This window comes from Streptomyces sp. NPDC052107, from assembly GCF_040680215.1.
GTDB lineage: Bacteria > Actinomycetota > Actinomycetes > Streptomycetales > Streptomycetaceae > Streptomyces.
Window position 1 is genome coordinate 76,878 of sequence record NZ_JBFAWG010000006.1, and the last position, 12,089, is coordinate 88,966.

Sequence of the window (12,089 nt, forward strand, 5' to 3'; positions counted from 1 at the left end):
GCCAGCTAGGAGAGCCCATGTACGACGAAGAGCAGCAACGCGGAGCCGTCGAGCACGGTCCGCTCGCGGGATTCACCGTGGGCGTCACCGCCGCGCGCCGGGCCGACGAGCTGGGCGCCCTGCTCCAGCGGCGCGGTGCCGCCGTCCTGCACGCACCGGCCCTGCGCATCGTGCCGCTGGCCGACGACGGCGAGCTCCTCGCCGCGACGAAGGAGATCATCGACCAGGTGCCCGACGTGGTCGTGGCCACCACGGCGATCGGCTTCCGGGGGTGGGTGGAGGCCGCCGACGGCTGGGGCCTCGGCGAGCAGCTGCTCGGCCGGCTGCGCGGCGCCGAACTCCTGGCCAGGGGCCCGAAGGTCAAGGGCGCGATCCGCGCGGCAGGCCTGACGGAGGAGTGGTCCCCGTCCTCGGAATCCCTGGCCGAAGTCCTGGACCGCTTGCTGGAGGAGGGGGTCGACGGCCGGCGTATCGCCGTACAGCTGCACGGCGAACCGCTCCCGGGCTTCGTCGAAGCCCTGCGGGCCGGGGGAGCGGAGGTGGTCCCGGTCCCGGTGTACCGCTGGATGCCCCCGGAGGACATCACCCCGCTGGACCGCCTCCTGGACGCGACGGTCTCCCGCTCCCTGGACGCCCTCACCTTCACCAGCGCCCCCGCGGCCGCCTCACTGCTCTCCCGGGCGGAGGACCGGGGCCTGCTCACCGACCTGCTGTCAGCCCTCGCCCACGACGTCCTCCCGGCCTGCGTGGGCCCGGTCACGGCGCTCCCTCTCCAGGCCCAGGGCGTGGACACGATCCAGCCGGAACGCTTCCGCCTCGGCCCCCTGGTCCAACTCCTCTGCCAGGAACTCCCGGCCCGCGCCCGCGCGTTGCCGATCGCCGGCCACCGTGTGGAGATCCGCGGCCACGCGGTCCTCGTCGACGGCGCCCTCAAGCCGGTCCCCCCGGCCGGCATGTCCCTGCTCCGGGCCCTGTCCCGCCGCCCCGGCTGGGTCGTGCCCCGCGCCGACCTCCTCCGCGCCCTGCCGGGCGCGGGCCGCGACGAACACGCCGTGGAGACGGCGATGGCCAGACTCCGCACGGCCCTCGGCGCCCCCAAGCTGATCCAGACGGTGGTCAAGCGCGGCTACCGGCTGGCCCTGGACCCGGCGACGGACGCGAAGTACGCGGACGCGTAGGCGCCGTAAACGGGTGCGCGTCACCTCGGCCGTTGGCACGCTGCACCGGTGAACCGTGAACAGATGTCCCGGATCGCTCATCGCGGACACCCGATCAAGTCCCCGCTCGACGACGACTCGGTGCGGCGGCTGCTGGAGCGCGGCCTCCCCGGGGGCGACGAGCGGGTGCTCGACCTCGGCTGCGGCCCGGGGGAATGGCTTCTGCGGGCCCTGGCCCTGCGACCGGGTGTGCGTGCCGAGGGCGTGGACATCTCCGAGGACGCTCTGGCCCAGGCATCCGCCGCGGCGCGTGACCTCGGCGTCCGGGACCGTCTCGTCCTGCACCACCGAAAGGCCGAGGAGTTCGTGTCGGCGGAGCCGTTCGACGTGATCCTCAGCTTCGGGGCCGCGCACGCCTTCGGCGGTCTGCTCCCCACGCTGCCGCGGCCGGCAGCCACCTGGCTCCCGGCGGCCGCGTCCTGATCGGCGACGGGTTCTGGGAACGGCCCCCGTCGCGGGAGGTCATCGAGATGCTGGGGGACTTCACCGACCTGGCGACCACCGTGGACCGTGTCGTCGCCGACGGCTGGACTCCTGTCGACGGTCACATCGGTACGCGCCAGGAGCTGGACGACTACGAATGGGCCTGCTGGGGTTCGCTGGCCGGATGGGCCCTGGACCACCCGGACGATCCGGACGGCGCGCAGGCGCTCGCGACCGCCACGGCCCGCCGCACCGAGCGGCTGCGCGTCTACCGGGACTCCTTCGGCTTCCTGTCCCTGGTCCTGCGCCGGACCCCCGGCTCCTCCTGAACCAGCGGTACGAGGGGTTCCAGCCGGGCGTTCGGGCAGGCACTGTGAGGGAAGAGCCCCACAGAGAAGAGCCCCCACGCTTCCTGCCTAGGCGGTGACAGGCGCATGGTACTGGGTACGGTCACACCCCCCTACGAGCCGCGGTTCGACGCCGGACGGATCTGTCTCGATCTCCTCGCGACCACGCATCCGGCCGAACGGCTGGACGGAGTCGAGGCGTTGTGCGCGTGGATCGGTGGGGTGGGACTCGTGCCCGTGGGGACGGCGCTCGGTCATGCCGACGCCTCCTGGCTCGTGGGGTTCCGGGAACTGCGCGCCCACATCGGGACGTTGGTGCGCAACCCGCACGCGCCGGGCGCGCCGTCGTGCGAGAGCGCGCTCCGGCGAGTCAACGAGGTTGCCCAAGCCTCCACCCCCGCCCCGCGTGCCGTACGCGGTGAGGACGGCGTGCTCACAAGGGAGTTGGCCGATCCGCCGGCCTGCGCCGGACTGCTCGCGCTCGTCGCGCGGGACGCCGTGGAGCTGCTCACCGACCCCGTCGCACGGGCGGCCGTACGGGAGTGCGAGGGTGACAACTGCCCGCTCGTGTACCTGGACACCTCCCGGGGGCGGCGCCGGCGGTGGTGTTCCAGTGAGGTCTGCGGGAACCGGGAGCGGGTGGCCCGGCACCGGCGGCGGGCCGCGCTCGCGCGGGCGTGATTTCCGTAACACCGGGTTTGGTTGGGCCGTACACGGTGATCCCGCACCCCACCCTACGATGTGTCTGAAATGTGAAGATCAAATGGTGGGATTGTGGTCGCATGTCCCGCTCGTCACGTCACCCACGAGAAAACTGTCATCTCCGTTTGAACACCGCGCCACTTCCTTCCGTACGGGTGGGCGAGCGACCGACTGGGGGAACCCCCGGACACCGGAGGTGGGCGTGCGCAAGGATGCGGCCGTGGCCAATGAACGTGGATCGAGGGCCCGACATCGCATGTCCTCGCAGCCCTCGGAACCCGATGAGGAGCTGATGCGTGCGCTGTATCGAGAGCACGCCGGACCCCTGCTCGCGTATGTCCTGCGGCTGGTCGCCGGTGATCGGCAGCGCGCCGAGGACGTCGTACAGGAAACGCTCATCCGTGCCTGGAAGAACGCCGGTCAGCTCAATCGGGCGACCGGTTCGGTACGCCCCTGGCTGGTGACGGTCGCGCGCCGCATCGTCATCGACGGCCACCGCAGCCGGCAGGCCCGGCCGCAGGAGGTCGATCCGTCGCCGCTGGAGGTCATCCCCGCGGAGGACGAGATCGACAAGGCGCTGTGGCTGATGACGCTGTCGGACGCGCTCGACGACCTGACCCCGGCCCACCGGGAGGTGCTCGTCGAGACGTACTTCAAGGGGCGTACGGTCAATGAGGCGGCCGAGACGCTGGGGATACCCAGCGGCACGGTGCGGTCTCGGGTGTTCTACGCCCTGCGATCGATGAAGCTGGCACTGGAGGAGCGGGGGGTGACGGCGTGATGAGCAGTGGTTACGGGGGAATGCAGGGATTCGGTGCAGGTGGTCCGGGTATGTCTGGGCCCATGAGCCCCCAATCGGGATCTTCGGTGCCGAGCGAGCACGAGACCGTCGGCGCCTACGCCCTCGGGATTCTCGACGACGCCGAGGCAACCGCTTTCGAAGCGCACCTCGCCGGCTGCGAGTGGTGTGCCCAGCAGCTGGACGAGCTGGCCGGGATGGAGCCGATGCTGGCCGCGCTCGCGGACCTGCCGGGCTCCGGCAGCACCCCCGCGATCGGCGAGTCGCTGTCCGCCAAGCCCAGCCCGCGGATCGTGGAGAAGCTGGTCGACGAGGTCGCGGAGAAGCGCGCCCAGAAGCGCCGGCGCAGCTTCTACATGATCGCGGCGGCGGCCGCGCTGATCATCGCCGGGCCCCTGGCGGCGGTGGCGGTGAACGGCGGCTCGGACGGCGGCGGACAGGTCCAGGCGTCCAGCGCCCAGACCACCTTCGCCTCCCTGCCCGAGAAGAAGTCGGCCACGGACCCGTCGTCCCAGGTCAGCGCGACCGTCGGCATGGCACAGAAGGAGTGGGGCACCCAGGCGGTCCTGGAGCTGAAGAACGTCAAGGGCCCGCTGAAGTGCTCCCTGGTGCTCGTCGCGAAGAACGGGCAGCGCGTGACCATGTCCTCCTGGTCCGTGCCGGACTGGGGCTACGGCATCCCGAGCGGGACGACGCCGGAGTCCAAGAAACCGCTCTACATCGGCGGCGCGGCGGCCTTCAAGCCCAACGAGATCGACCACTTCGAGGTCGTGACCTTCCAGGGGAAGAAGCTGGTGCAAGTGGACGCGTAGCACCTGCGGCGGACCCGGCCGGGGGTGGGTGTGGTGCGCAAGGGATGCCGCCTTCTGGGGGGCTGCGCCTCCAGACCCCCGCGCCGGGTCCCGGCGTGTTCCGGTCGAGTGTCGGCTGCCCGCACCCGGTGGGCTCGTCGCGCAGTTCCCCGCGCCCCTGGGCTGCCGTCGCGTAGCTTTGATGGCCCCCCTTCGCGTACGGTTGACGGCTGCCCAGCACGTCAGAAGGGGGCCCGGTGGCCGCTCAGGTTCAGCAGTCCGCGGTCGGCTCGGTACACGACGCACACGACTCCGTCCGCGACCGAGAGATCAGCGTCGAACAGGAACACCTGGACCGGGTGTACCGGCGGCTCGAGGAGAAGATCCACGAGGCCGAGTTCCTGATGCACGACGCGGCCAAGCGCGGCCAGGTCGGCACCCCGGGCGCGCTGGCCGAGCGGGACGCCCAGGTCTTCCGTGCCGGCGTCCACCTGAACCGGCTGAACAACGAGTTCGAGGACTTCCTGTTCGGGCGGATCGACCTGCTGCTCGGCAAGGACGGGAAGAAGGGGCCCGACGGGGCCTACACGGCGGTCGAGCCCGCCGAGGGCGCCGTACGCGACGACAACACCGCCGACATCGCCGAGACCCTGCACATCGGGCGCATCGGCGTGCTCGACGAGGACTACGCCCCGCTGGTCATCGACTGGCGGGCGCCCGCCGCCGCGCCCTTCTACCGGGCCACTCCGGTGGATCCCGGGCGTGTCGTACGGCGCCGGGTGATCCGGTCCAAGGGCCGCCGGGTGCTGGGCGTCGAGGACGATCTGATGCGGCCCGAGCTGACCGCCCACCTCGACGGCCGCGAGCTGCCCGTGATCGGCGACGGCGCCCTCATGGCCGCCCTCGGCCAGGCCCGCAGCCACACCATGCGGGACATCGTCTCCTCCATCCAGGCCGAGCAGGACCTGGTCATCCGCGCCCCCGCCGCCTCGATCACGTACGTGGAGGGCGGCCCGGGCACCGGCAAGACCGCCGTCGCCCTGCACCGCGCCGCCTACCTGCTCTACCAGGACAGACGCCGGTACGCGGGCGGCATCCTGATCGTCTCCCCGACCCCGCTGCTCGTGGCCTACACCGAGGGTGTGCTGCCCTCGCTCGGCGAGGAGGGCCAGGTCGCGATCCGCGCGATCGGCTCACTCGCCGTGGACGCCGTCGGTGCGGAGGCCACGCTGTACGACTCCCCGTCCGTGGCCCGCGCCAAGGGCTCGTACCGGATGCTGAAGGTGCTGCGGAAGGCGGCCCGGGGCGTCCTGGAACTGGGACCGGCGGGCACCGGCGCGATGGGGCAGCTTGCCCTGGACGACGGCGAGCCGCGGTCCTTCGACGGTCCGCCCACCCGGCTCCGCGTGGTCGCCTTCGGGCGCCGCATCGAGCTGGAGGCGGCGGAGCTGGAACGCGTCCGCCGCACCGCCCTCGGCGGCACCGCGCCGGTCAACCTGCTCCGCCCGCGTGCCCGCAAGCTGCTGCTGGACGCCCTGTGGGCCAAGTCCGGGGCGGCCGCCCGGCACACCGACCCGGAGCTGGCCGCCGAGCTGCGTTCCTCCTTCGACGAGGACGTCACGTCCGAGGACTCCTTCCTCGCCTTCCTCGACGCCTGGTGGCCCGAGCTGACTCCGAGGGCCGTGCTCGCCGCCATGGCCGACGAGAGGCGGCTCGGCCGCTGGGCCCGCCGGATCCTCAACCCCGGCGAGGTCCGCAGGGTCGCCCGCTCGCTGAAGCGGGACGGGCACTCTGTGCACGACATCGCCATGCTGGACGAACTCCAGGCGATCCTCGGGGCCCCGGCCCGGCCGCGGAAGAAGCGCGACCTCGACCCGCTGGACCAGCTCACCGGGCTGGAGGAGCTGATGCCGGTGCGCGAGGAGTCGCAGCGGGAGCGGGCCGAGCGTCTCGCGCAGGAGCGCATCGAGTACGCGCACGTCATCGTGGACGAGGCGCAGGACCTCACGCCGATGCAGTGGCGCATGGTCGGCCGCCGTGGCCGGCACGCCACCTGGACGGTGGTCGGCGACCCGGCCCAGTCCTCCTGGTCCGACCCGGACGAGGCGGCCGAGGCCCGCGACGAGGCCCTCGGCACCCGGCCCCGGCGCCGCTTCCAGCTCACCGTGAACTACCGCAATCCGGCGGAGATCGCCGAGCTGGCCGCCAAGGTGCTCGCGCTGGCCATGCCCGGCTCCGAGGCGCCCAGCGCGGTCCGGTCCACGGGTGTCGAGCCGCGCTTCACGGTCGTCGGGAAGTCGTTGGCGGACACCGTGAGGTCCGAGGCGGAGCGGCTGCTGGACCAGGTGGACGGCACGGTCGGCGTGGTCGTCGCCATGAACCGGCGCGAGGAGGCCCGGCGCTGGCTGGCCGGGCTCGGCGACCGGGTCGTCGCGCTCGGCAGCCTGGAGGCCAAGGGCCTGGAGTACGACGCGACGGTGGTCGTCTCGCCCGCGGAGATCGCCGACGAGTCGCCGGCCGGCCTGCGTGTGCTCTACGTGGCGCTGACCCGGGCCACCCAGCAGCTGACGGTGGTGTCGGGGGAGCGGGACGAGCCGGACCCGGCCGGGGTGCCGGACCTGCTGCGGGACTGAGTTTCCTGTGAACATCCCGTACGGGAATGGCCCCGGGGCGTCGGTTTGTTAGCCTTGACGTGGCACCGGCCCGATCCAAGCCCCCGGGCCCAACCTTTGTCCCTGCGAGGGACCACTTGCCGCGAGGCGAGCATGGCGGGTCGGTGTCATGAGCGCGAGGGAGACCCACATCACGGACGTGATGTGGGTCTCTTTCCTTGGCCGGTACGCCCCTTTTCCCACCTGATTGTTTCTCGTATGGTGGAAGTGGTTTTCCGAAATCATGCATCAACCAGGCACCGCTCATGAACAAAACGTCCGCAATCCAGGGCGGCTACCACGTACTCCGCGGTAGGTGCGACGATCGGACGGCACAACTCGCGACACGGTGAAAGCAGAGGAAGTCGGCCATGGCAACGGCGCCCAGCGTCTCCTACTCGATGACCATCCGGCTGGAGGTGCCCGCGAGCGGAACCGCCGTCTCGCAGCTCACCACCGCGGTGGAGTCCTCCGGAGGCTCGGTGACCGGCCTCGACGTCACCGCGTCCGGCCACGAGAAGCTCCGCATCGACGTCACCATCGCGGCCACCTCCACCGCGCACGCCGAGGAGATCGTCGAGAAGCTGCGCGGCATCGAGGGCGTCACCCTCGGCAAGGTCTCGGACCGTACGTTCCTGATGCACCTCGGCGGCAAGATCGAGATGGCGTCGAAGCACCCCATCCGCAACCGTGACGACCTGTCCATGGTCTACACACCGGGTGTGGCCCGCGTCTGCATGGCGATCGCCGAGAACCCCGAGGACGCCCGCCGCCTCACGATCAAGCGCAACTCCGTTGCGGTCGTGACGGACGGCTCCGCCGTGCTGGGCCTCGGCAACATCGGCCCCAAGGCCGCGCTGCCCGTCATGGAGGGCAAGGCGGCTCTCTTCAAGCGCTTCGCCGGCATCGACGCCTGGCCGATCTGCCTGGACACCCAGGACACCGACGCGATCGTGGAGATCGTCAAGGCGATCGCCCCCGGGTTCGCCGGCATCAACCTGGAGGACATCTCCGCGCCGCGCTGCTTCGAGATCGAGGCCCGGCTGCGCGAGGCCCTCGACATCCCCGTCTTCCACGACGACCAGCACGGCACCGCGATCGTCGTTCTCGCCGCGCTGACCAACGCACTTCGCGTCACGGACAAGGCGATCGAGAACATCCGGGTCGTGATGTCCGGCGCCGGCGCCGCCGGTACGGCCATCCTCAAGCTGCTGCTCGCCGCGGGCGTGAAGAACGCCGTCGTCGCCGACATCCACGGCGTCGTCCACTCCGGTCGCGAGGACCTGGTGAACGCCCCGGCCGACTCGCCGCTGCGCTGGATCGCCGACAACACCAACCCCGAGGGCCTCACCGGCACCCTCAAGGAGGCCGTGCGCGGCGCCGACGTGTTCATCGGCGTCTCCGCCCCGAACGTGCTCGACGGCGACGACGTGGCCGCCATGGCCGACGGCGCGATCGTGTTCGCGCTCGCGAACCCCGACCCCGAGGTGGACCCGGCAATCGCCCGCCAGACGGCGGGCGTTGTGGCCACCGGCCGCTCCGACTTCCCGAACCAGATCAACAACGTGCTGGTCTTCCCGGGCGTCTTCCGCGGCCTGCTGGACGCCCAGTCCCGCACCGTCAACACCGAGATGATGCTGGCCGCCGCGAAGGCCCTCGCCGACGTGGTCAGCCAGGACGAGCTGAACCCGAACTACATCATTCCGAGCGTCTTCAACGACAAGGTCGCGGGCGCCGTCGCCGGCGCGGTCCGCGAGGCCGCGAAGGCGGCGGGCGCGACGGCCTAGCATTCTCCACGTCGCTCCGCCGGGTGACGGCGGAGCGGCGGCCGGGCGACGTCCCGGTGACGCCGTGCCGTACTGTGCAGGGGCTGTGAGGATCACCACGACGGCCCCCGCATCGGCGCGTCGTGGAACCAGCTGATGCCGGGCGCCCTCTAGGGTGACGCCGAGCGGGCGCTTTTCGTGTGACTCCCCAGGGTGTTCTCACGACTCCTACGGGTGCCGGATTGGCTTTACCGCCGCAGGTAGGGGCAGGATGCGTCCCTGGGCGCGAGCGCATCGGCATCGCAGTGCCTCGGGCGGATCCGCCGCGTGGCACACCCCAACGGCAAGAAAACACGGGAGTAACAACATGAACCGCAGTGAGCTGGTGGCCGCGCTGGCCGACCGCGCCGAGGTGACCCGCAAGGACGCCGACGCCGTGCTGGCCGCGTTCGCCGAGACCGTCGGCGAGATCGTCGCCAAGGGCGACGAGAAGGTCACCATCCCCGGCTTCCTGACCTTCGAGCGCACCCACCGTGCCGCTCGCACCGCGCGTAACCCGCAGACCGGCGAGCCGATCAACATCCCCGCCGGCTACAGCGTGAAGGTCACCGCGGGCAGCAAGCTCAAGGAAGCCGCCAAGGGCAAGTGACCTTGTCGTTCGTACGTCACGGGACGACGTACGGTGCGTTCTGACGCACGATGCCGTCAAGACGCACGATGACGCCAAAGGGGCGGCCCTCCTTCACCGGAGGGCCGCCCCTTCGTCGCACGACGCGGGAACCCGTCAGCCGAGCGCCTTGCCCGGCAGTTCCACCTTCGCGCCGAGCTCGACGAGCTTCTCCATGAAGTTCTCGTAGCCGCGGTTGATCAGCTCGATGCCGTGGACGCGGGACGTGCCCTCGGCCGCCAGGGCCGCGATGAGGTACGAGAAGCCGCCGCGCAGGTCGGGGATGACCAGGTCGGCGCCCTGGAGCTTGGTGGGGCCGGAGACGACCGCGGAGTGCAGGAAGTTGCGCTGGCCGAACCGGCAGTCGGAGCCGCCCAGGCACTCGCGGTAGAGCTGGATGTGCGCGCCCATCTGGTTCAGCGCGGACGTGAAGCCCAGCCGGGACTCGTAGACCGTCTCGTGGATGATGGACAGGCCCGTGGCCTGGGTCAGCGCCACCACCAGCGGCTGCTGCCAGTCGGTCTGGAAACCGGGATGTACGTCCGTCTCCAGCGCGATGGACTTCAACTGGCCACCGGGGTGCCAGAAACGGATGCCCTCGTCGTCGATCTCGAAGGCGCCGCCCACCTTCCGGTAGGTGTTCAGGAACGTCATCATCGAGCGCTGCTGGGCGCCGCGGACGTAGATGTTGCCGCTGGTCGCGAGCGCGGCGGAAGCCCAGGACGCGGCCTCCAGGCGGTCCGGGAGGGCGCGGTGGGTGTAGCCGCCGAGCTTGTCCACACCGGTGATGCGGATGGTGCGGTCGGTGTCCATCGCGATGATCGCGCCCATCTTCTGCAGCACGCAGATGAGGTCCTCGATCTCCGGCTCGACGGCCGCGTTGGACAACTCCGTCACGCCCTCGGCGAGTACGGCCGTCAGCAGCACCTGCTCGGTCGCGCCGACGGACGGGTACGGCAGTCGGATCTTCGTACCCCGCAGGCCCTTCGGAGCCTCCAGGTACTGCCCGTCCGCGCGCTTCTCGATGACCGCGCCGAACTGCCGCAGCACGTCGAAGTGGAAGTCGATGGGCCGGCCGCCGATGTCACAGCCGCCGAGGCCGGGGATGAACGCGTGGCCGATGCGGTGCAGCAGCGGGCCGCAGAAGAGGATCGGGATACGGCTGGAGCCCGCGTGGGCATCGATGTCAGCCACGTTGGCGCTCTCGACGTGCGTCGGGTCGAGCACCAGCTCCCCGGGTTCCTCGCCCGGCCGGACCGTCACGCCGTGCAGCTGCAGCAGGCCGCGGACGACCCGCACGTCACGGATGTCGGGAACGTTGCGCAGACGGCTCGGCGCGCTGCCCAGGAGGGCGGCGACCATGGCCTTCGGTACGAGGTTCTTCGCACCGCGGACACGGATCTCGCCCTCCAGCGGGGTTCCGCCGTGGACAAGCAGGACATCGTCGTTGACGGTCATGTATCTCGCGTTCCGATGAGTTGGGCAGGGGCCGGCCGATCACTGTGCGCGGGGGCCGGGAAGACAGGGTAATCGCCGATCACCCCCCGTCCGTAAGCCCAAGGACCGCCCAGTCGCGTCATAGCTGTGTCACAACACGAACCGTGCGCTATCGGGCACATGGGGTCACCGGCTCGGGCGTGCGCCCGGGGCGCTTCCGTGCGCCCAGCCGTCTCCCGCCACCACCCTCGAACGAGGCCCTGACGGGCCGCACCTCCTGATTCGAGCTGCGTTCACTCCCGCACCCGGATTGGCTCCCCACCGAAGGGGAAGATGCGGGATCATGTCTGGCATGACCGAGGTGTCCTCGCTCACAGGGCGGCTGCTCGTGGCCACTCCCGCCCTGGCGGACCCGAACTTCGACCGCGCTGTGGTGCTGCTTCTCGACCACGACGAGGAGGGCTCCCTCGGTGTCGTCCTCAACCGCCCCACCCCGGTGGACGTGAGCGACATCCTGGAAGGCTGGGCCGATCTCACCGGCGAGCCCGGTGTGGTCTTCCAGGGCGGGCCCGTCTCGCTGGACTCGGCGCTCGGCGTCGCGGTCATCCCGGGCGGTACGAACGGCGACCTCGCCCCGCTGGGCTGGCGCCGGGTGCACGGGGCGATCGGCCTGGTCGACCTGGAGGCCCCGCCGGAGCTGCTCGCCTCGGCCCTCGGGTCCCTGAGGATCTTCGCCGGATACGCCGGCTGGGGCCCCGGCCAACTGGAGGACGAGCTGGTCGAGGGTGCCTGGTACGTGGTCGAGTCGGAGCCCGGGGACGTCTCCTCACCGGCCCCGGAGCGACTGTGGCGCGAGGTGCTGCGCCGCCAGCGCAACGAGCTGGCGATGGTGGCCACGTATCCGGACGACCCTTCGCTCAACTGATACCTGTGCGCTTCAGTACCCTGGGCGGTATGAGCACTCTTGAGCCCGAGCGCGGGACTGGTACGGGGACCCTCGTAGAGCCGACGCCACAGGTGTCCCACGGCGACGGTGACCACGAGCGCTTCGCCCACTACGTCCAGAAGGACAAGATCATGGCGAGCGCCCTCGACGGCACCCCCGTCGTGGCGCTGTGCGGCAAGGTCTGGGTGCCGGGCCGCGACCCGAAGAAGTACCCCGTGTGCCCCATGTGCAAGGAGATCTACGAATCCATGGGCAGCGGCGGCGACGACAAGGGCGGCGACAAGTAGGCGTCCGTCCGGGTTCGTGAGGTCCCCCGGTGCGTGTGCGGTGCGCGCGTGCCGGG

At 71.0% G+C, this 12,089-nt stretch carries 10 protein-coding genes and 1 pseudogene; 10 read left to right on the forward strand and 1 reads right to left on the reverse strand.

The window, feature by feature from the left end; genetic code table 11:
- Positions 1-17 precede the first annotated feature (17 nt).
- The 8 genes and pseudogenes from AB0M27_RS08540 to AB0M27_RS08575 all read left to right on the forward strand — a co-directional run bounded on the left by AB0M27_RS08540 (position 18) and on the right by AB0M27_RS08575 (position 9,345).
- Positions 18-1,178 carry a uroporphyrinogen-III synthase gene (locus AB0M27_RS08540; RefSeq protein ID WP_365719331.1) on the forward strand — a complete coding sequence of 387 codons (1,161 nt, stop codon included), beginning with the start codon at positions 18-20 and terminating at the stop codon, positions 1,176-1,178.
- A 48-nt stretch (positions 1,179-1,226) separates the two neighbouring features.
- Positions 1,227-1,969 (forward strand): annotated as a pseudogene (locus AB0M27_RS08545) (class I SAM-dependent methyltransferase).
- A gap of 105 nt (positions 1,970-2,074) precedes the next feature.
- Positions 2,075-2,668, forward strand: a complete 594-nt coding sequence (locus AB0M27_RS08550) for an ABATE domain-containing protein (RefSeq protein WP_365719333.1) — start codon at positions 2,075-2,077, stop codon at positions 2,666-2,668.
- Positions 2,669-2,885: 217 nt separating this feature from the next.
- Positions 2,886-3,470 carry a sigma-70 family RNA polymerase sigma factor gene (locus AB0M27_RS08555; RefSeq protein ID WP_030167252.1) on the forward strand — a complete coding sequence of 195 codons (585 nt, stop codon included), beginning with the start codon at positions 2,886-2,888 and terminating at the stop codon, positions 3,468-3,470.
- A gap of 62 nt (positions 3,471-3,532) precedes the next feature.
- Positions 3,533-4,300, forward strand: a complete 768-nt coding sequence (locus tag AB0M27_RS08560; protein WP_365719335.1) for a zf-HC2 domain-containing protein — start codon at positions 3,533-3,535, stop codon at positions 4,298-4,300.
- Positions 4,301-4,536: 236 nt separating this feature from the next.
- Complete coding sequence (locus AB0M27_RS08565) at positions 4,537-6,912, forward strand: UvrD-helicase domain-containing protein (RefSeq protein WP_365719337.1); 2,376 nt, start codon at positions 4,537-4,539, stop codon at positions 6,910-6,912.
- A 389-nt stretch (positions 6,913-7,301) separates the two neighbouring features.
- Positions 7,302-8,717, forward strand: coding sequence for an NAD-dependent malic enzyme (locus AB0M27_RS08570; RefSeq protein ID WP_365719339.1), 1,416 nt, complete (start codon positions 7,302-7,304; stop codon positions 8,715-8,717).
- A 346-nt stretch (positions 8,718-9,063) separates the two neighbouring features.
- Complete coding sequence (locus AB0M27_RS08575; RefSeq protein WP_023550134.1) at positions 9,064-9,345, forward strand: HU family DNA-binding protein; 282 nt, start codon at positions 9,064-9,066, stop codon at positions 9,343-9,345.
- A gap of 135 nt (positions 9,346-9,480) precedes the next feature.
- Here the strand turns inward: AB0M27_RS08575 and murA are convergent, their stop codons facing one another.
- Entirely contained in the window at positions 9,481-10,821 is a 1,341-nt protein-coding gene (murA, locus tag AB0M27_RS08580; RefSeq protein ID WP_365719341.1) for a UDP-N-acetylglucosamine 1-carboxyvinyltransferase, read from the reverse strand.
- A gap of 331 nt (positions 10,822-11,152) precedes the next feature.
- Here murA and AB0M27_RS08585 point away from each other — a divergent pair, with 331 nt between their 5' ends.
- Both AB0M27_RS08585 and AB0M27_RS08590 read left to right on the forward strand, forming a co-directional pair.
- The gene (locus tag AB0M27_RS08585) at positions 11,153-11,725 is read left to right on the forward strand and encodes a YqgE/AlgH family protein (protein ID WP_365719343.1); all 573 of its coding nucleotides are present in this window, start codon (positions 11,153-11,155) and stop codon (positions 11,723-11,725) included.
- Positions 11,726-11,754: 29 nt separating this feature from the next.
- Positions 11,755-12,033: a DUF3039 domain-containing protein gene (locus AB0M27_RS08590; RefSeq protein WP_143638399.1), complete on the forward strand. Its 279-nt coding sequence runs from the start codon at positions 11,755-11,757 to the stop codon at positions 12,031-12,033.
- The last annotated feature ends 56 nt before the right edge of the window (positions 12,034-12,089 follow it).